The sequence below is a fragment of the Bradyrhizobium sp. USDA 4341 genome (genome assembly GCF_054063755.1).
This window is the reverse complement of record NZ_JBSSGO010000002.1, coordinates 7447010-7464385: the sequence shown is the minus strand read 5'-3', so window position 1 is coordinate 7464385 and position 17376 is coordinate 7447010. Positions and strand designations below refer to the sequence as shown.

General features: G+C 59.4%; 14 protein-coding genes and 3 pseudogenes. 5 read left to right on the top strand and 12 right to left on the bottom strand.

Going from position 1 to position 17376, the window contains the following annotated elements:
• Nucleotides 1–483: 483 nt before the first annotated feature.
• The 6 genes and pseudogenes from rplM to ACVIGB_RS41255 all read right to left on the bottom strand — a co-directional run.
• Nucleotides 484–942: pseudogene (gene rplM / locus ACVIGB_RS41280) on the bottom strand (50S ribosomal protein L13); the annotation flags it as partial.
• Nucleotides 942–2042 carry a CHAT domain-containing protein gene (locus tag ACVIGB_RS41275; protein ID WP_456718333.1) on the bottom strand — a complete coding sequence of 367 codons (1101 nt, stop codon included), beginning with the start codon at nt 2040–2042 and terminating at the stop codon, nt 942–944. The pseudogene rplM and the gene ACVIGB_RS41275, both read right to left, overlap by 1 nt.
• A 28-nt stretch (nt 2043–2070) precedes the next feature.
• Complete coding sequence (locus ACVIGB_RS41270; RefSeq protein ID WP_456718334.1) at nt 2071–3321, bottom strand: hypothetical protein; 1251 nt, start codon at nt 3319–3321, stop codon at nt 2071–2073.
• Nucleotides 3322–3883: 562 nt separating this feature from the next.
• A complete protein-coding gene (locus ACVIGB_RS41265) occupies nt 3884–4198 on the bottom strand; it encodes a helix-turn-helix domain-containing protein (protein ID WP_456718335.1) in 315 nt (104 codons plus the stop codon).
• A 411-nt stretch (nt 4199–4609) separates the two neighbouring features.
• The gene (locus ACVIGB_RS41260) at nt 4610–4900 is read right to left on the bottom strand and encodes a group II intron maturase-specific domain-containing protein (protein ID WP_456718336.1); all 291 of its coding nucleotides are present in this window, start codon (nt 4898–4900) and stop codon (nt 4610–4612) included.
• A 42-nt stretch (nt 4901–4942) separates the two neighbouring features.
• Complete coding sequence (locus ACVIGB_RS41255) at nt 4943–5929, bottom strand: reverse transcriptase domain-containing protein (protein WP_456718337.1); 987 nt, start codon at nt 5927–5929, stop codon at nt 4943–4945.
• Between the two features lie 485 nt (nt 5930–6414).
• Here ACVIGB_RS41255 and ACVIGB_RS41250 point away from each other — a divergent pair.
• Nucleotides 6415–6621: pseudogene (locus tag ACVIGB_RS41250) on the top strand (ATP-binding protein); the annotation flags it as partial.
• Between the two features lie 9 nt (nt 6622–6630).
• Here the strand turns inward: ACVIGB_RS41250 and ACVIGB_RS41245 are convergent.
• A complete protein-coding gene (locus ACVIGB_RS41245; RefSeq protein WP_456718338.1) occupies nt 6631–7449 on the bottom strand; it encodes a hypothetical protein in 819 nt (272 codons plus the stop codon).
• A gap of 75 nt (nt 7450–7524) precedes the next feature.
• Complete coding sequence (locus ACVIGB_RS41240) at nt 7525–8733, bottom strand: recombinase family protein (RefSeq protein ID WP_456718339.1); 1209 nt, start codon at nt 8731–8733, stop codon at nt 7525–7527.
• A 511-nt stretch (nt 8734–9244) separates the two neighbouring features.
• Between ACVIGB_RS41240 and ACVIGB_RS41235 the strand changes: the two are divergent.
• From ACVIGB_RS41235 to ACVIGB_RS41220, 4 genes and pseudogenes are all read left to right on the top strand, one after another.
• Nucleotides 9245–9342: pseudogene (locus tag ACVIGB_RS41235) on the top strand (ATP-binding protein); the annotation flags it as partial.
• 262 nt (nt 9343–9604) lie between these two features.
• Nucleotides 9605–10948: a hypothetical protein gene (locus ACVIGB_RS41230; protein WP_456718340.1), complete on the top strand. Its 1344-nt coding sequence runs from the start codon at nt 9605–9607 to the stop codon at nt 10946–10948.
• Nucleotides 10949–10972: 24 nt separating this feature from the next.
• Nucleotides 10973–12148: a trypsin-like serine protease gene (locus tag ACVIGB_RS41225; protein ID WP_456718341.1), complete on the top strand. Its 1176-nt coding sequence runs from the start codon at nt 10973–10975 to the stop codon at nt 12146–12148.
• The gene (locus ACVIGB_RS41220) at nt 12115–14073 is read left to right on the top strand and encodes a caspase family protein (protein WP_456718342.1); all 1959 of its coding nucleotides are present in this window, start codon (nt 12115–12117) and stop codon (nt 14071–14073) included. The genes ACVIGB_RS41225 and ACVIGB_RS41220 overlap by 34 nt, the downstream gene beginning before the upstream one ends.
• Before the next feature lie 117 nt (nt 14074–14190).
• Here the strand turns inward: ACVIGB_RS41220 and ACVIGB_RS41215 are convergent, their stop codons facing one another.
• The 4 genes from ACVIGB_RS41215 to ACVIGB_RS41200 form a co-directional block, all read right to left on the bottom strand.
• Entirely contained in the window at nt 14191–14595 is a 405-nt protein-coding gene (locus ACVIGB_RS41215; RefSeq protein ID WP_456718343.1) for a hypothetical protein, read from the bottom strand.
• A gap of 605 nt (nt 14596–15200) precedes the next feature.
• Nucleotides 15201–15791: a Cap15 family cyclic dinucleotide receptor domain-containing protein gene (locus tag ACVIGB_RS41210; RefSeq protein ID WP_456718344.1), complete on the bottom strand. Its 591-nt coding sequence runs from the start codon at nt 15789–15791 to the stop codon at nt 15201–15203.
• A complete protein-coding gene (locus tag ACVIGB_RS41205; RefSeq protein WP_456718345.1) occupies nt 15788–16243 on the bottom strand; it encodes a hypothetical protein in 456 nt (151 codons plus the stop codon). Before ACVIGB_RS41205 ends, ACVIGB_RS41210 begins: the two co-directional genes overlap by 4 nt.
• 77 nt (nt 16244–16320) lie before the next feature.
• A complete protein-coding gene (locus tag ACVIGB_RS41200; protein WP_456718346.1) occupies nt 16321–17325 on the bottom strand; it encodes a CBASS cGAMP-activated phospholipase in 1005 nt (334 codons plus the stop codon).
• Nucleotides 17326–17376: the final 51 nt, after the last annotated feature.

Genomic DNA, 17376 nt, shown 5'->3' with positions numbered 1-17376 from the left:
CTTCTCGTCCAGAGTCGTATTCCTATAGCGGTCCGGATAGAGCGCTGCGACCAACGCCAGGGCCGCTCTCTTGGCCGCCCCAGCCACCGAGAGGTTCTCGGTCAGAGCGGTCATCAACCGGTCCGGGATCGGGAACAATGTCTTCCGAAGTTCCGCATCCTTTAGACAGCGATCGAGATCGAGCCGCGGGATCAGCAACCCGAGCTCGAGCAGCGCGTTTTCGACGCGCGTGGTATCGGGGTTGTCCAATTCGAGGAGCAGCCCCTGAATTTGGCGATCGATCTCGCTCACATTCATCGCTCGGACCACTTCGGTGAGCTGCTTGAGGCGGAAAAAGGAGGGAACCCGAAGGCCGCCTTTCTCACCCCTTATGTAGTCAAGAATCTTGGCGAAGTTTGGTTTCGATCTGGTTTCCGAGCCGCCCCGCCCGCGCGCCTGGTCAATTTCATCTTTGCCGACATTGCTTCTCATTTCTTTCCGAGGCGCCGGGGCATTCTTTCTGTTCATTGCCGCGATTTCAAGCTTCTCCGGCTGCTGCGCCTCATGAGGGTGCTGGGGGCCAGGATAGACCCGCAAATTGCCCATCTGGACGCGGCCCAACGGCCCGCGCGGGATCATCCGCTCGATTGCCTTTTCGAGCACGCGCTCCGGATAGCGCCCCTCCAGGATCTGTCGGGCGGTCCGCTCCTTGACGTGGCCGACATAGCCTGTGTGCTTGTGATAGGTCTTCTGCTCGCGCTTGCGACCGGTGAGCACCGCGTGCGCGGCGTTGACGATGATGATGTTGTCGCCGCAATCGACGTTCGGCGTATAGGTGGGCAGATGCTTGCCGCGCAGCCGCATGGCGACAATCGTTGCGAGCCGGCCGACCACCAGACCCTTGGCATCGATCAGTACCCACTTCTTGGTGACCTCGGCCGGTTTAGCGGAGAAGGTTTTCATCACGCCACCAATCTGGTCCGGAGAGCCGCGCTCGGCCGTCCAATGTAAGCATACAACAGGGCTGACAGGTTGGGATGCGTCTCGTCCAGCATGGCGCGTCGTGCTGTCAGGATCGACTGCGCGGCTGTCTGCCCGCCACACAATGCGCGATAGAAATGGGCCGCCCATCGCGTGCCATATGCATCTTCGATGTTTCCCGTGGTGGCCACCACGGCCTCGACGCGCTTGCTCCTGAACTCAGTCGCCACCGTTTCCTGGACATCGTGTCGCATCGTGTGGCTGCTGCAACAATTCAGCACGATGATCGAACTCTCGTTGAGGTCGAGTTCGGCAATGCTTTGCTTGTCGATCTTGAAGACCTTCGTCACGAAGATCGCGCCTTCCGATTTCGCTGGAATATCGGGATCGGCGTGACAATTGAAATGCGTCAAATGCTCGGATGCGACCATGAAATTATGCAGCTGGTCGCGCGACGCCTTGCTGTCGGACAGCGTCGGAAGGCTGATGATATTCACCCCGAGCCTTTCGAAAATGGCCCGCTCTGCCCCCGAGATCGCCGAAGGCAAACGTGAATCCTCCGCATACCGAAACTCGACTGCCAGCTCGCCTGGCAAACGCGTCAGCGGTCCGCGATCGGCTGACAGAGATGACGGAGATGACCGCTTGTTAGATCTGCTTTCGAAGTGCTTGCCCACGACTGCATTGGACCCGAAGAAATCGCGAACCGAGGCTGGTCCGTCGACGGTCCCCAGATATAGGAACTCCCAGGGCAGATGGTGATCGGACCGGGCCGTCAAATGGCGGGCGCGCGATAAAATAGCGATCAACTCTTCGCGCGGTCGAGCGCCCGCCAGGGCGGTCAGCAACTTGGCCCCATGCTGGCGCAAATCATCGAGCACTTTGTCGCGCTCGTCTTGACCGCGATATTCCCAGTCATAAGTCGCATCAGACAGCCGCTGGACGGCCGCAAGGAGACTGGTACGCTCAGCACTCATGGCCCCCTCGTTTGGATAGAAGAAGCCGAACCCCTCGTTCTCTTCGAGATCGATGAACTCCAGCCGCCCTCCGGACGGCCCGATGACCTGTAATCTTTCCAGCATTTGCCCCCGCCGTACAGTATCAATGTGCTCAAAGATGTCGCTCGGCCGCCGAATTTTTGGCGTCAAGCCGTATGCTCAGATGCAGGTCAAAACCGTCCGCCATGACCGCGCGCACGCTCAAATCGTGGCGCCGTCGCTCCTCAGCGCGACCGATGAATGTTACGAAATCAGATGGACGGACAATCCATGGCGGTTCGAACGCGATGGTTTCTGACGAGGCCTGGATGGCTTCAACCTGGCCTCGCGGCTCCGTCTGATCGTCGATCCACAAGAGAGCGCGGATCTCGTCGACGACGCCGGCGGTCACCGCCAGCTGCCTACCAACGAAACGCGTCGATGCGACTAGACGCCGACTGGGCGACTGCAAGCCGACCAGCGCCTTGATCAGCGCCTGGTCCGTAATCTGCACCGATCCATAGTGGCGATAAACCGCCGTCGTCGACGGTCCTGCAAGGACGGCCGGTACGTCGAGATGATCAAGCCCGATGGCAAAGCCGCAGACGCGCTCAACCGAAAAACCGATTGACGATGCCCGTCGCCCCTCGCCCTCTTCGAAGCCCGGAAGGTCGAGTTGTTCGCCAGCGAGTACGCTTTCGCCAGTGTCGTGCGCGGTCCGAAGGTAGTGAAACAGGCCGGCGCTTTGCGAATTCAACTGTGCAAGGCGGTAGTTGAGCCGTGCTTGCAGCCGCCAGTCATCCCCGCCCGACTGGCGGTACGCTTGAGCCAGCGCGTCCGCATAAATGCGATGGAAGAGTGCGCGCACCATGGGATGGACTTCCGAGCCCAGCCGGACCGCCCACGTACCGAGGGTCGATAGTCGCGCGGGCTTCGATGCGTACTGCTCGAGCCTGAACAGGATTTCTTCCAGGTTCGACCTGGCGTTTTCCGTTCTAAACTCGGCTCTCGAGGCATCTCGCCATCGGGCGGGACGCGACGAAATCACCATCATCTCTGTGACGTCCGTTCGTGACGACGATGCAATTCGCTCCGTCAAACTGGCGGAGAACGCCGCGATGTCCTTGACGAGAAGACGTCCCTGCTCCGGTCCGAAGAGCAGGAAGTCGCCGCTGCGATCTCTCAGAAGAAGCAGATCCGACTGATCGACAACGGACGTGCCGTCCAGCGAGTTCACAAAGGCATAATGGTGGCGTTCCGAAATGACGATCGGCTTCTCGGCCGCAACGATCCAAAGGCGCGCCTGGCGGGCTTTCGGTCCCTGTTCAGCCCCCGAGAACAACCCGAGTTGAACGTGGCTGCCGGGCGAACGTCCGTCGATCATCGAGCCTACCTTCGAATCAGGACGCAGCCGTGGACATCCGGCCCGCGGACATTGGACCGCTGGAAGTTTCCTTCTCGCATTTTCATTGATTCCGCCGCCCCGCGCCACGAAAGCAAGGTGGCCCGTCCGTCCGGACCTGGGTGCTTCCACAGCTTTGTTGGGCCAGGGACCACGATGGGCGGAGGGAATGAATGCGTGCGGTCGAAGACCTTTGAAACGGGCAAACATACGCAGGACTTAATGATTGACTTGGGAAAACCGGCAATGCAACTTATGCTAGATTTTTACGCAATGTTCAGGCGACGTCAAGCGGCATGGTGGCCCCAGCTTATGGGGCGTGGTTACGCTCTGCCCCCGATGAGGCACGTCCGCTGACGTTCTTGCTCACTGCGCCCGATTGTGACGAAGTCATCAATCACCCCTTCGCGCGGCCGGCAATCCGCGAGCCGGCCCCGGACCAGCATGTCAATGGTTGCACACCCGGCGGACGGAATTCTCCGCACGCGCGCCTATTGTCTTCTGTGATCCAAGACCCCGCGTCATCAAGGGCTGGCTGGATCGGTCAGTGGGATGGTGGTTTGAGGGGGTGTCCCCGCCTTTTCTTGGTAGGCCGCCGGACCGCCGATTTCGCCCTCTGCGCGAACACGGTGCCTTGTGGCAGCACAAGCTCTGCGACCTGGATGCCGAGCGCGGACGCGATCTTGTGTAGCGATAGCCGTGTCGGACTGGCCTTTCCGGCTTCGATCTCGCTGACCAGCGCCTGGCGCAAGCCCGTTTCATCTGCCGGATCGTACTGCGTCCATGATTTGTGCAGCCGACGTTCCCGCACGTTTCGCGCAGGCAATCGCTGGGTATGTGTCGGAGTCCGACGCCTCATCCGACATGATGATGCATTTCGAAAGCTCCGACAAAACACGCTATAGCGTCTGAAATACGCTATAGCGTTTTCTATGCACCGATTTTCCGACGTCCCTTGGCCTAATTTACCAACGTCCCGACCGCGCCTTCTTCGCCCCGAGACTGGGACGCCACAGAATGTCCACCGCAGGCAACCTTTGGATTCGTCCGGCTCGCTCGCCACGCCCGCCCACTGGTCGCGGTTGACCTCGTCAACCGCCTCGAGACCGAGGTAGAGTCGAGATGTGGCGCGGTGGCTTTAGGCTGCACATATCTGTTTCCGCCTCTTTCGTCTGGCGGTGCCTTAGTGGTGCTGCCGTGGCTCCGTTACCACATCCCGCTCGTCGAACCGGACAGGCAGATCTCCCGCATCCGGCTCTCGGACAAGACCTCACGCCTTCACCCACGGCTGGTCGCGACCAAGCGCGGTTAGACGTACGAGCCCGAAGTGCCCGTAGAGGTGCGAGAGTGGATAGGTTCCGCCCCTCCGTCGCCTGACCTTGTGCTTGCTGCGTAACCGCACAGCGGTGTAGTTGTCGATCGCTCGGTACGCCTTGGTGACGGTGCCTACATTGAAGTAGTTCGCCCATCCGCGCAGCGTGCGGTTCAACTTCGCCACCAACTCTGTGGTGTCTTGCCCTAACCCAGTTCGAGCCGTCAGTACATGGATGGTTTCCACCATGCGCTTGATGCTTTTCTTCGATGGCCGATACCCCAGGCGCGCCTAGCCGGTTCTCGCTGAATACATCCGCCCGAACGAGTATCCCAGGAAGTCAAACTCTCCTTCCGGCACCTTACAGATTCGTGTCTTCTCCTCATTGACCGTCAGCTTCAGCTTTCCCATGATCACGCGCAATTGTCGCAAGGCTTCTTCGGCCTTGCCCCGCCTGCACAGGATTACGAGGTCGTCGGCATAGGTCACGATACGAGAGCCGAGGCTTCGCTCCAGCCCGCGCATCTTCCATCCCAGTACAAACCGGCGCATGTAGAGGTTCGCCCGCAGTGGTGAGATCGGTGAGCCTTGCGGGATGCCTCTCCGCTTGTCCCGGGCCTCGGTCGTCCGTGTCTTCCTTCCTCGATCGTCGGTTTCTTCCACGGGACATTCCAGCCACATCTTGATCAGATGCGGCACGCGCCGATCAACGATCCGGCGCGCCACCGACTTAAGAAGGTCGGCATGCGGAATGCTCCCGAAGTAGTCCGCGAGGTCGGCGTCTACGACTTCCGGGTGACCACGGAACAGCTGCGCTTCCACCTCGACCACCGCCTGTTGGGCATTTCGCCCCGGACGGTACGCGTACTGTTCGGGTGGAAGGTCGGCCTCAAAGATCGGTTCTAGCACCAGCATCGCTGCCGTCATGCAGACTCGATCTCGCAAGGTTGAGATGCCCAATGGCCTGAGTTTGCCCTTGGCCTTCGGTATGTACACTCTTCTGATAGGGTCCGGTCGATACGTCTCCTGCCTGAGCGCAAGCGCCAGTTCGCCAAGCCACCGCTGCATCCCGTACGCTTCGACGTCCGCGAAGTCCTGGCCGTCCACGCCCGGGGCGCCCTTGTTGGAGCGGCATTGAGCGTAGGCATGCGCCAGAATGTCCTCACGGCTGATCTTGTCGTACAGGGCATAGAAGCGGTAGCCGGCATCTGCCTTCGCTTTCGCGTGCAACGCCGTCTGCAGTTTCTGAACACTCTTCGGAGTTGATAGGTTGCCCAATCTCCAGGTCCCTCACTACGTCTTGCGTTCGTCTTGAACTGAGGTCCCTTCCCTCCGCCGGCGTTACCCGGCTTCACCGGTACTACGAACCCCTCCGCATCCCCACGGCGCCCGGCCTGTCCCTCGCGGGCGTCCGGTTGGTCATCCCTGACCACGGTGGGGCCTCCCGTGTTGCGTACGCTTTCCTTGTGTACATGCTGTCGCCACTACCCCGGCGCAGCGGCTGGGCGTATTACTTCGCTCATTCCCCCAGCCGTATCAGCCTTCCCCGAAAGGGTCGTCGGGTCGGCCTGCGCATCGTCCTTTTCGAGGCTTGCTCGGCGTTCACTCGCGTTACTGCCTGCACACTCGCGCTGTCACCAATTCGTGACACGCTAATCGAAGGCTTCAGCCACTTCGTTACCTCCATGACTGCTCCGATTGCTTCCGGCTGGAGCGTTTGCCGGGTGGGGCTTGCACCCACTGGAAAGCGCCGCCTTGTCACGGCGCACACCCGCAGCGGACGTCAGGGCCGGCTTGCCGAGCATCTGACCCAGATCGACTTCATCGTCCTGGATGAACTCGGCTATCTGCCCTTCGTCCAGTCCGATGGACAGCTTCTGTTCCACCTCGTCAGCCGGCTCTATGAGCGCGCCTCCGTCATCGTCACGACCAATCTCGCCTTCGGCGAATGGCCGAGCGTGTTCGGCGAGCCGATGACTTCATGATGCCTCCTTCTTCGAACGCTTGGTACGTCGTACCCGCTTGCGCAGCTGATTGATTTGTTCGTCGGAGAGCTCGATCTGCCACGGCTGGCCTTTGGCTAACTGACGACCTGCCAGCAATCCGCGCGCAAGATAATCGAACACCGTTTGCGGGGTTATTCCAAGCTCGGCCGCGGCGCCCTGAATCGAGAAGCTACCGTCGGGCCAGCGCATCGGATTCTTGTCCACGCCGTTGATTTTGACGGTGGGAATGCCCCAGCGGGTGCGCAACAGCCAGACATTCTCGCCTTGGAAGGCGCAGCCTCGGGCCGCGACGAAGCCTTCCTGATTGAGTATTGCCGCGATCTCGCCATCCATTTTGTGTTCAGCATTCAGCTCGACGATCCGTCGCCGCAACCGATCAATGTCGATGTAATCGCGGTAGGTGTGGACGCGCCGTTGTACGCGATGCTCGCTGGTTGCACCGGTCTGCCAGACGATCTTGAGCCACACCTGACCTCGGGTCCGCTTCTGATCAAGAACGACTTCGCGGATCACAAATCGCAGAATGCGCTTGCGATCGGCTGCCGACGTGGTGGCCGCGTTCCAAATCCGCGGCAGGTTCTCGCCGAGCGCTTGTAGCCCTGCGCATTCCGCCGGGCCAATCAGAAGCGGCTCTTGCACGAGCCAACGCGCATGCTGCTGCTCGATCGCCTCGACGACACGCAGCTTGTCTTCCCAAGCCCGCTCAAGTGAGCGCGCCACAAGACGGTTCTCGGGCTCTACGGCGTCATACTGACGCCGAGCGCGCTCGGCCTCGTAGCGGGCGCGCTCCACGCGAAGCGCCCACTGGCGCTCGAGCTGACGGCTCTCCTGCTCCAGTTGGCCCGCGGCTGCGAGTGCGATCTCAATCTAATCCGGCACCAGGGCGTCGAGGACTATCCGCTCGACCAGCGCGTCAACCGCCAAGGCCCGGACTTCCTGGCACATTGCACTGCCTTGCTGGTCCCGATCCGAGCGGCAGCAATAGACCGGATAGTCGGCATTCGGGCCCGTGTAGCGCATGCTCATGCGCCGTCCGCAACGGCCGCAGATCGCAATTCCTTGTAACAGGGCTGCCCCCTTGCGCGGTACGCCAGAATGTCCTGCCTCATAGCGGAAGATGTTATCTGCCAGTCGCCCCTGGTTGGCCATGAACTCCTCCCAGCTGATATAGCCTGGGTGAGCGGCGTGGAGGCAAACCGCCCAATCCCCGATCGCCACCTTGACCGTTCCCGTCAGCGATCCCGGCCGGCATCGACTCGGATCCTTTTGCCGGCGGCCATAAACATACGCCCCAGCATAGGCCGGGTTTTGAAGAATACTAAGGACGCGTGCACTATCTGGCGCACGCCAGACGATCTCGTGTGGAGATGGCCCAAGCAGCGGTCGAAGCGGCAAGGACAATCCGTTCCCGTCCAAGTAACGCATCACACGGCGAGCGCTTTGCAGTTCCCGGAATTTGGCAAACACGAGATGAAGACGGGCCTGCACCTCCTCGTCGGGATTGAGAACAATTGTGCCCGCTCGATCGTAGACGAGCCCGGCTGGTAGGGGCAGCCGCAGTTCGCCCCGCGCCGCCTTCTGGCGTTCCCCTTGGTGCAGGCGCATCCGAAGCTGATGCAACTCCGCCTCGCTCATGATGCCGGACAAGCCCAACAGCAGGCGGTCGTGGTAGGCGCGCGGATCGTAAAGCCGCTCACCATCCGCAATCAGCACGCCGAATACCGAGCACAGTTCGAGAAGTTGATGCCAGTCCCGGTTATTGCGGGCCAAGCGAGAAGCATCGAGACTCACCACAAGGCCGGCGTTGCCAAGGCCGATCTCAGCAATGAGCTTCTGGAAACCATGACGATCCACGCCGCCAGCACCGGATTTGCCGAGATCCTCGTCAATGACCTGGACGCGCTCCGGCGGCCAGCCCAGACCGATGGCGCGATCGACGAGGCGGTACTGCAGCTCCGTGCTCTCCTGATGCTGGCGCACCTGGTTCACGGATGACTGCCGCACGTAGACATAGGCCAACTTGGCTCGGTGTGCGGTCGTGAGCCGCTCGTCAGCGGTGTTCGAGCTGATCAGCACGACCCAGTTCCCTTCCGGGCGTGCCGGGGATCGCTTGCATTCGCCGCATCAGCGCGGCAATCGTTTGAGCAATCTGGGTTTGCGTCGTGGTCGACAGATTTGGCCACAGGCGCGGAATGCCAGCCGTCGGACGGCCGGGTGGATTTGCCAACGTCGGCAGGGGTCGATACGCAACGCGACCTGGAAACGGTCGGTGGGTCATCGCGAATCACCTTCTCGTCGAGAAGGCTCAGACTCGCGCTCAAATGTTGCATCAATGGGATCAGCGTACGTGCACTGACGCGCGGCAGATCGGCTGCGTCCGGGCGGGAAGTGATCGCCGCCTCGGCAAGGTCCGTCGACGCGATCCGAACCGCCCGCCGCCGTCCGTCCGGCAGCGCGACGACGACGTAGGCGGGACCGCGTCCCGACCGCTCCTTCAGCACCTCAAGCCGGTGCCCAAATAGGAAATGATGCGGGTCAGTGATCGTGACGCGAGATACGACCCGCTCGAGAATAGGGGTACTCTGTCGTGTTCGGTGACGCCAAGATGACCACCGCGCTGCTCGACCGGTTGACCCACACCACTGCGACATCGTCGAGACCGGCAACGACAGTTGGCGATTTCAAAAGCCGAGACGACGACGATCTCATCACCCGCACTCGTCTCGCCTCCGCCATCCCGGCCAGCTCCGACGAGATGAGCGCTACCGCCAAACCCCGCCGCCCGAGGGGGCAAAATTGGACGCCGATGAGGGGCGCAAATTTAGACGCCGACTGATGTTGATGCCGGCACTATCGAAAAGCTATCGACAGGGTCCGTTCCTGAAGCTAGAGTGAATTCGGGACTACAATTTGTCGTAGTGTTGCGTGCTCTTCGGGGGGGAGTTGCATGCGTTCTGCTTTTTTGCGCGTTCGTTTTTTCATTCCGTTTTTCGCTCTGCTCGCCGGGTGCTCGACCGTCCCACAGCTTGAAGAAGCCACGGGAACTACCCAGAGCGACGTGCTGATGAACAAGGTCGTTACAAGGGTGCGCTGCGAGGTCGCGGACGCGTTCGACGACATCATCGATACGCCTCGGTACCGCTGGTTGGCCGATTGGACGGCGAAGGTCGATCTGACGTTGCAGGCCAACAACGCAGGCGGCATCGCGCCTGGCGTCACGTACACACACTTCTATAAGAACGCATTCAATTACGGTGCCGGATCGACAAGCCTCACGAGCAATTCGATTGCTGCGGTCAATCAGTTCTTCACGTTCGGCGCTGGGGCAAATCTCGGCGAGCAGGCGGTTCGCGCCGAAGTCATCAGCTTTACGCTCTCCTTGAAGGAGCTCAAGCGCTGGCGCCTACGCGTCGCGAAGTACGAGCAAGTGCACCCAGAGGAGCGGATCTGCATTGGGGCCGACGGAACCGGTCTGACAGGTAATCTGGGCCTGCAGGAGTGGATTGCCTCGGCCCTCGCCCCGGTCGGACCGGACGTCTTCGCCTTGCATGCGGGCTATCACCCGAGCCCGGTGAGCACGGTCAAGCCGAGCTCCGCTCCCGGGCCCGGCAAGACCGGGGCGCCGTTCGCCGGTGGTGGCAAGATGACTTACGCCGAGGCCATCGATCGTCTCAAGGCTGCAAGCGCTGCGGCACGAGCTGCCGCTGACGCGTCGGCGGCGGCCGCGAAGAGGATTGCGTCATACCCGGCACAAATCAACCGGGCGGTCTACGCATCCTGGCCCGTGCTCGAGGCCGATATCAAGCGGCAAATCAACAGCAATGTCGCTTCACTGAAGGTCTACGCGGCAGATGCAGCCTCTGCTGCCGCGATCGCCAAACAACGCGCGGACGACGTGCAAAAGGAGTATGAGGTCGTTCTTTACGCCACCCCCAAACCAGACCAGGTTCCCGAGCAGCAGGTCGTTCCTACGGAAGACAAGAAGAACGAGGCTGTCGCGCAACAGCAATACGTCAACGATCTTGAGACGGAAGCAAACAAGATCCTAGCTGGATTGAAGCGGATCGACCCGCCGCTCGATTCCCTGCTGCATTCGGTCTCCTTCGTCTTGACTTACGGAGCGAGCGCAACGCCGAACTGGACCTTGCTGCAATGGAAGGGGCCCTCTCCATCGGGAGCCTCGACCTTCGCCGCGGCGGGTCAACGAACCCATGTTCTCAATATCGCCTTGGGTCCGAACGCTGGTGAGCAGAACCGCCTTATCCAGAACCAGACCGTCGCGTCGCACTGAGGTACATTCTGTCGGGGCTCGGTGATGAAAATTCCAAAGGTCGCCGCAACTGCAGTGCTAATCGCCTCGGCTTTGACTTCACTGGCGTGCGCTCAGAGCCAACCGGACGATATCGGCAAGCGTATACGCGATGCAGCGACCCTCTCCGGGCCCCCCGGTTCGCCGGGGTATTCGGCTGCGCTTCGGCAGAAAATATACGAAGCAGGGACCGCCCTTCGTAACGGTTCGAACGAGTATGATCCCAATCGCACCGTCCCCGGCAAGGACAAACCTTACGATAGCAACAACGCGTCCGCACAAAAGATCGACCGTGATCAGCGGTACTCGATATGGCTGGAATCAACGGCCGATCATCCGCTTGCATCGCTCAATATCGGGGGTTGCTCGGCGATGAACATCCGCGTGATTGGAGGAGAATCGGTCACCGATCCTCGCTGCCTTGCCGAAGTGTCGCTGATCTACAGCTCTCCAACGCAGGACTTTTGCTCCGGTGTCCTGGCCGGCGATCAGCATACGGTCCTGACGGCGGCGCACTGTCTGTGTCTAGGTACGATCGAGTACGTGGTGTTCGGCCCGAAAATGGGCGACGTGAGGAACTACCAGGCGGCCGTCGCTCGCCAGAAGGGCCATGACGGCGTCAAGTGCCCTGGAAACGGGGTGACACAGGCAGACTCATCTGCTTCTTTGGCCGGACGAGACATCGCCGTCGTCAACCTGGCAATTGATGTTCCAAAAGAGGTCGCTCAGGCTGTTCAGCTTCCAGCAGACGGGTTTGCCCAGCAGCAATTTTCATCGGGTAACAAGAATATCCTGGTCGTTGGGTTCGGTTTCACGTCATCGAGTGCGGATCGACCGATCCTGCTTCAGGATCCCAAACAGAAAACCCTCGCGCTCTCGCCGATTCTGAGCCCCGATTGTAGCGGAAGCAATGATGGAAAACCGGACGCCGAACTCTACGGGTGTGCTTCAGGGCGCGAGATTTTGACAGTCGATCCACGACCGGTTGGCCCCTGTTTTGGAGATAGTGGCGGCGGAGGATACATGCTCGTCAACCAGCAGGGAGCATCTCAAAAGCGTGCGGCTCTCGTCGGCATCACCTCCAGATCAACCGGATCTGGCTGCGGCGAAGGCGCCATCTATACCTCCTTCACCTCGGAGATACTGTCATGGGTCAAAAGCGCGGCCGCCGCCGATCACTGACGACCAAGTCATGGCTGCTCGGCGGCGTTCTGATCGCATCGATCCTAACTCCACTCCCCGCAATGGCAGATGCGCCTCCCACCGGGGACGTCCCGCTCTGCAAAGACGTCATGGGCCAGGAGGCGACAGTCCCCGATATGAAGAAGATGGTCGAGGCTGCTCCGGGCGGCAGTGCTCGACGCCTCGCCATTGTGGTCGGCAACGACTACCCGGACCGCCAACAGCCCAACGGGGCGTTGGGACGCTCTATCTATGCCGTTCCCAAACTAACGAACGCAATCAAGGACGCGACCGCGATCGCCGCGTTGATGCTCAAGCTGAAATTTAAGGTCGCGTGCTTTCTCAACGTCTCAGCGAAGTTCCACGACAGGGTCATAACGGCCTCGACGACCGTGCGTGACTCCATCAACGCGCTTACGTTTTACTACTTCGCCGGTCACGGTTACGCCATGGGAGCGGAGTCATTCAGTGTTGGCGACGGCGCCGAGGACGATTCTAGGGAATCCCTGAGGCAAGGATCGCTTAGCCAGTCGTCAATCCTGGCTGGCCTGAGTTCGAGGGGCGCGCCAGTCATTGCCATCCTCGACATGTGCCGGTCTCAATTGTCCATTGTCGACGCCGACGGCCGACGCGCCGTGAACGAAAAGCCGCTGGACGGGTATCTGCCGATTTCCAAAGTGCCGGGTCTGCTGGTGCACTACTCGACGTCTCCGAACGATTATGCCGCTGATTTGCCGGCTCAGCCGAACGGCCTCTATGCCAAGGTCTTCCTGGATCAGACCCCTAGCCAACCCGGCGTGTCCGCCGAGCAGCTGTTGAACGATTTCGTTGGAAAGAAGCTTGCCGATGGCCTGCAGATCGACGGCAAGACCTATCAGCAGTTTCCAAACCTGGTCGCCTATCCCGACGATTGGCGAAAAATCCAGATTTTCGATGGCGCCACGGCCTCGAACTTGGACTCCGTGATGGGGGCCGTGATCGCACTGGAAGCAATGGTCGAAAGTGGTCCAGCAGCCGTTGCGATAGCCTGCAGAATGGCCATTCAGCTAAGGGACGATTGGAAAGCGGCTGCGGACCCAGCCGGCGCGCAAACGACAGTGGCGCAGCTTGAACAGCGGATCGAGAAGCTGCTGCAAACGATGAAAGACAAAGGTTCGCCCTGCCCGGACATTCTGTCGCTGAAGGAGGCATCGGCCCCTATCACGCTCCCTCCCCTTGCGCATATTGCGAAGACGTCAATTCCGATCTCGGCGGCTGGATCGCCTCCGAATTATGTTGGCGAGGATCACGCCAAACCTGGAACCTGGCTAACTACGAACTCTGTGGCATTGCCAATCGATGTGACACAGGCAGGAACGTTCGCGACGATCTCCAAGTTTCCCGTACAGCTCGACAGTGGGTTCGTCTCGTCGTCGAAGGTGCAAAAGCCTGTTTCGAAATCCGATATCTACTTCACCCCCATCGACGGCGATACGGCCAAGCTCGTCGATACCAAGGATCAAGTTGTGGTCCGCTTTCGTCCCGGCGCCGCAGAAATCATCGAGCCCGCAAAGCTGGTCAGTGCCATCAAGAAGACGCTGAAGCCGACCACCAAGCTCGTGTTCATTCTTTTGCCGACAAACGACGCACGCGAGAGGAATTATCTGGATCGTCTCCGGCTTGGCTCGCTCCGCATGTTGAGGGTCGTTGCCGCGCTCGCCAAGGCGGGTGTTACTTATGGTCAGATCGTCACGCCGACCAGCGATCAGGCACCGATCGAGGTCGCCACGCTGCAAGCCGACGAAGCACTGATCAAGGTCGTTGGATCATCACCTCTGTCGTTCGAGGGGTTCACCATCGAGTCTCTCAGCCCAGCCAGAGTCACCGGCGGGACCAAGCAGAAGCTCGATCTATACGAAGGCACAACGAAGTTCTTGAAGGAATAACGCTCGAGCGCCGTTGGTTCACACTGAACTATTCCCAAGCCGCCACCGCTCCGTTTTGGGGGACCCGCACGCGGACGCTTCAAGATTGGCATGACCTTGCGTTGCAAAGACGACTAGCTAGGACGCCGGAACGATCATACCCTGCTCGAGTTCATTTTCGAGCTCTTCTGGCACCGCCGCTTTCGCAAGAAGTCCGTCGTGGAGCTGACGTTTCAACCTGATCGCGCGAATATCTGATGCATATGCCTTGTGCATCATATCCAACGCCTTTACGGCCCTGACTGTTCGATCCGCACCTTCTGCCTGCCGCTCCACTTCCTGGGCCCCTTCCAAGGCTTCTCCGTCAAGTCCGAGCTCCGGATCGTCCGCTCCGTGCGTCGCATTAAAGTCTCGCATGCACTTGCTGAGACGAGCAAGCTCGGTAACCAGCTGCTCGTTCGCGCCCCTCATCTGGTCGCCGTCCCGGATTCTCATATAGTGTTGCACCAGCAGAGTTCGAAGACTGTCGATTTGCTGAGACACATCCCAGACCCACTCTTTCCAGACTGGGGGTCTTCCTCAGGCTCCCAATTGAACCGCGACAATTCCTCCCTCGCCTTCCCAATAGCGGCAAGCTCTTGCACAAAACCACTCTCGAGAGCCTTCTTGCGGGCGGTATATACCTGTTGCAAAGTGGCCGAGGTTTGGAGCGATGTGAGTTTTTAACTGCCTCAACACCGGCTGCCCCCCAAAGCCAAGCCACGAAGACCGCAGCTGCCATCGCGATCAGCGTTTGGTAGCGGGACAACCACCATTCTGCGCATCCGAATGGAGCATCTTTTAAAACGCTGCAAGCGTCGTTGAAGGTCGCGCCATAACAAAAACCGAGAATTGACGACAAGATACTTGCCGCCACCAGCAAACTAATCGTGCTACGCTTGTCCATAACGACCTTCAGAAACTGATCACTGACCGTGCCGTGGCGTCCGCCACGAGTGCGGCCCGCAATTGGCTACCGTTGGTATGGCACGCAATAGTTTGCAACTCGTCAAAAAGCGCGAAGTCGAAAAGTGCTATGATCGTGCGAACAGGCGTCTCGACGAACAATTTGCTCGTAAGATTACCATGAAGGCGATGTCGACGATTGCTCAGCGGCTCAGATCGAAATGCCCGGTTCCCTGACGACTCGTGAAATAGTTTCCGCTTAATCGATCCGGACCTGCGTTCGAAATCTTCAGGATGGCCGATCCCTCATATGATGATCCGGCGTCGACTTTGTTGTATTTCGGAATCACGCGGTAAACGTAGTAAAGGATTGGTCTGCCCGACTCTGGATCCTTCTTGGGCAGAGCAATCAGAGTTTGCGAGTCCGAGTCGCGGGAGAACACCTCCATGCTGATGCGAAGGAGATCCTGCCTGATATGCGCTCTAGCTACGACGAAGCCGCTCCGCTCCGCATTCTGCCAATGAATATTCATCGTCCAATCGCCGTTCAGATCGGGAAAGACAAGCCGATTAAGCTTGGGAAACATCGCCCAGATTCGCTTCCAGCCGACATAAATTAGGAACAGCAACAGGACATTTAGTGCGGTCGCGCCGGAGAACGCGATACCGACGCTCGACCAAACGGTAGGCTGGTCCCCCCATTTCCAGACCAGCGCAACGATCGCAGCAACGCAGGCGGCGTAAGATACCGCGATGATTGCAATAATGCGGGCAAGAGGAAGAACGCTGATCATTCGTGTTCCTCAAAGAAGACCTCGCGGCCCCGCTCGAAAACCGCGATCCCGAAATCCTCGCTCGCAATCCCTGATAGGCTTACAGCCGGAATGGACGATCCAAAGAGAGCAGCCAAATATCTTCCGCCAAACCGCTTCGAACGATCAATCACGGCATCGTCTGCAACAGGGGGCGAGAAGTATTGCGCAACCCCGGTCAGCTGCCATGTTTGGGAAATGATGTGGAAACCGTCATGATACGCGCTGCTACGTGATGCGATCGCAACTAGCTGGCTTACAAGATCACTCTTTTCAAAATTCGGTTCGGACTTTGAGAGCGGAACGATCGGCAATTTTTCGGGCGAATTGGAGACGATGAGGCCGATGCCGGAGAAATCATACGTTCGCCGCGCCATCACGCTCCGGAGCGTGTCCTTCATGCGTTCAACTAGAAATACCTGATCAGATCTCATGAACTCTTTCGACGTTTGCAGCAAATAGGGTTGATCTTCCGAGGCGTTTTCGACGTAGCAACGGTTAGTCTCACGCCCTACTGAAGCGCGCCCGGAAATTGGGGTGGATCGGGCTCATGCGTCAGAAATTGTCGAAGTCTTGGATCGGCGGCGACCTTCTGAAAGCTGCCTTCGGCCAGGCCGAGCAGTGTCCCCTGCGCATCCGCGTGCGCAACATCCAGCGCCAAATCTGCCTGTTGTTCTTCCGATTGTGTCGCATCTATCCGAAGATATCGCTCGCCTAGTTGGTGGCGAAGCATGTAGTCGACGAGCTGTTGCTGCGAGGAAAAAATCGTTCTCAACAAGCGCCCTTTCAACATCCATTTGGCGCTGCCCAGATCACGACCGAGGGATCGCTTGAGTGAAAATCCGGTCGACGTGGTACCGATGCTCAGGATAGATATCTGACGCAGGTCCTGCTTCAAGAAATGCGTCGCTTCGTGGAGAGCGCATTGATCGGGTGCGTTGGCGACCAGCCCTCCGTCGGCATAATGGGCGTTCTCGATCGCGGCCAGCGGGAAATAGGTCGGGGCGGCGCTCGTTGCCATGACCACGTCAACCAGTCGCCGCTTGGAATCCAGCGTGAAATCCGGATGGTGACCGGTCTTGAACATCTGGACGCTCCCTTTCGTCATGTTGACGGCGGGAACGATCAGGCGGCGTTTGCATGCAGCTAACGTCGTTTGCTCGCCAATAATCTCGGTCACGACGCTCCGCAATGCCTTCCCATCGTATTTCGAACCAAATAGCGATCGCCCGAAATCGAGCCACCCGGTCTTTGGCCGCGGACGACTGGAAAAGATCTCTTGACCTCGTTGAATGAAGAGGTCGCGCATCTGACGAGCCGGTACGTCGAGCGAAACGCCCGCCGCAAGTATGCCGCCCACGGACGTACCGGCAATCAGGTCGAAGCAGCTTCCAATGGATCTGCCGGCCCTTTCTTCCAGCCGAGCCAATATCTCGGCAGCATACAGCCCTATATAACCACCTCCGCTCAAGGCAAGTATCTGAAACGACTTCTTTTTTGTGGATTCCGTTGCCAATTCGTTCTCCAAGCCCCTCAGCGGCGCTATTATATGATGAGAGCCATCGAT

Bases quoted from the DNA above. Each gene is read 5' to 3' on its own strand.
- ACVIGB_RS41205 (WP_456718345.1), bottom strand. From the start codon at position 16,243: ATGAGATCTGATCAGGTATTTCTAGTTGAACGCATGAAGGACACGCTC.
- ACVIGB_RS41220 (WP_456718342.1), top strand. From the start codon at position 12,115: ATGGGTCAAAAGCGCGGCCGCCGCCGATCACTGACGACCAAGTCATGG.
- ACVIGB_RS41265 (WP_456718335.1), bottom strand. From the start codon at position 4,198: ATGAGGCGTCGGACTCCGACACATACCCAGCGATTGCCTGCGCGAAAC.
- ACVIGB_RS41260 (WP_456718336.1), bottom strand. From the start codon at position 4,900: ATGGTGGAAACCATCCATGTACTGACGGCTCGAACTGGGTTAGGGCAA.
- ACVIGB_RS41275 (WP_456718333.1), bottom strand. From the start codon at position 2,042: ATGCTGGAAAGATTACAGGTCATCGGGCCGTCCGGAGGGCGGCTGGAG.
- ACVIGB_RS41225 (WP_456718341.1), top strand. From the start codon at position 10,973: ATGAAAATTCCAAAGGTCGCCGCAACTGCAGTGCTAATCGCCTCGGCT.
- ACVIGB_RS41230 (WP_456718340.1), top strand. From the start codon at position 9,605: ATGCGTTCTGCTTTTTTGCGCGTTCGTTTTTTCATTCCGTTTTTCGCT.
- ACVIGB_RS41270 (WP_456718334.1), bottom strand. From the start codon at position 3,321: ATGATCGACGGACGTTCGCCCGGCAGCCACGTTCAACTCGGGTTGTTC.
- ACVIGB_RS41210 (WP_456718344.1), bottom strand. From the start codon at position 15,791: ATGATCAGCGTTCTTCCTCTTGCCCGCATTATTGCAATCATCGCGGTA.